Origin of the sequence: Streptomyces sp. 4N509B (genome assembly GCF_052245655.1) — a bacterium.
Lineage (GTDB): Bacteria > Actinomycetota > Actinomycetes > Streptomycetales > Streptomycetaceae > Streptomyces.
This window is the reverse complement of sequence record NZ_JBQQBZ010000092.1, coordinates 1-1295: the sequence shown is the minus strand read 5'-3', so window position 1 is coordinate 1295 and position 1295 is coordinate 1. Positions and strand designations below refer to the sequence as shown.

1 protein-coding gene and 1 pseudogene are annotated in these 1295 nt (G+C 70.2%); one reads left to right on the top strand and one right to left on the bottom strand.

Features of this window, described 5'->3' with window-relative positions; all coding sequences use genetic code 11:
* A pseudogene (locus ACTWP5_RS32050) lies at positions 1–311 on the top strand (acyltransferase family protein); the annotation flags it as partial.
* Positions 312–383: 72 nt separating this feature from the next.
* On the opposite strand, the gene ACTWP5_RS32045 reads toward ACTWP5_RS32050, so the two are convergent.
* Positions 384–1196 (bottom strand): universal stress protein, encoded by an 813-nt coding sequence (locus ACTWP5_RS32045; protein WP_443224704.1) that lies wholly within the window; start codon positions 1194–1196, stop codon positions 384–386.
* Positions 1197–1295 lie beyond the last annotated feature (99 nt).

Sequence of the window (1295 nt, the reverse complement as noted above, 5' to 3'; positions counted from 1 at the left end):
CCGGCTGGCTCCGCAGCCGCCTCATGGTCTGGCTGGGCACCGTCTCCTTCGCCTTCTACATGGTCCAAGCCGTCATCATCTTCTACGGCCGCCCCGAAATCCTCGAAACCCGCACCTACGCCACCCTGCCCGCCCTCGTCCTCCTGGCAGCCCTCTTCCTGGCCAACCTCCTCGCCGCCTGGCTCCTCTACCGCCTCGTCGAACTCCCCGTCATGCGCCGCTGGAGCCGCCCCCGCACCACCACCACCACCCAACCCACCACCCCCCAACCCACCACCGACACCAACAAAGCCCCCACCGTCCCCGCCTAACACCACCACCCGCCGACCGAACACCCCCCGCCGCCCGACCACCGACCCCCACCAGTGCTCGGGCGGCCAACGTCACGCCGCGCCGCGAACAACGACGACCGAGCACCGCGCATGGTGCAACAGAGCCCGACTGACCGACCCCAAAAGCAGCTTGAGGAAACCACCCCGCCCCCTGGCACCCACCACCACCAACGGGGCCGTCCTACTCGCCTCGATCAAGGTCTCACGGGGCTCACCACTCACCACCTCCTGACGGACCACGACGTCGGGATACCTCTGGCCACGACCCGCGAGCACCTGGGCCAGCACACGCTCCGCACTCTCCACATCCGGACCCACCACCCCACGCTCCGGCCGCGCCGCATGCACGGCCACAACCCCCACCCCCCGCAGCGCCGCCTCGGCGAAAGCGAACTCGACCGCCTTCTCCCCGCCGGGAGCACCGTCGACCCCCACAACGATCGGCCCCGCACCACCAGGCTCCCCACGCACCACCATCACCGGACACTCACTGTGAGCGGCCAGCGTTTCCGCCGTCGACCCCAACAACATGCCGCTGAAACCCCCCACCCCCCGGCTACCGACGACCACCAGACCAGCGGCATGCGACTCACCCACCAACATCGGCACCGTGCCACCGGTCAACACCGTCTCGGTGACCTCCACCCCAGACACCCCACCCCGCGCACGCCGCGCGGCCTCCTCCACCAGGCGATCAAGCGGCGACAGATCCAACGGCGGCACATACGTAGCCGCGACCGGCCTGCGGAAGACATGCACCACACGAAGCGCCGCACGCCGCCACCGAGCCTCCCAGGCGGCCTGAAGCACCGCGGCATCGCTCGACGGCGAACCGTCCACGCCGACGACAACCAGGTTGCCCACCGCTCCTCCCACCACTCACCTCAGCTCCCAGCTTCACCCCAGCCCGACACCGCCGCCAGCCGGAGACAGCCGCCCCCTCCAAACCCTCAAGCCCCGGCC